Here is a 214-nt window from a genome sequence, read left to right on the forward strand (position 1 = left end):
TTCCTGTTCAAAAATAGACTTTGCTTTTTCCTTTGTTGCTTCATCTAAGTTAGCAAGTATGTCTTTATGCTTACTCTTCTCTGGCATTTTCACGCCTAACTTCGTTAATTCTTCTTTTGCTTGTTCACGTGTTAATTTACCGGATTTCTCTTGCTCTAAAATTGATTTTGCTTTTTCTTTTGTCGCTTCATCTAATCCCGCAAACATTTCTTTA

At 34.1% G+C, this 214-nt stretch carries 1 pseudogene; it reads right to left on the bottom strand.

The window, feature by feature from the left end:
- Nucleotides 1-214: pseudogene (locus MR083_RS27615) on the bottom strand (hypothetical protein); the annotation flags it as partial.

Source organism: Bacillus cereus group sp. BfR-BA-01408, from assembly GCF_022663305.1.
Taxonomy (GTDB): Bacteria; Bacillota; Bacilli; order Bacillales; family Bacillaceae_G; genus Bacillus_A; species Bacillus_A pacificus.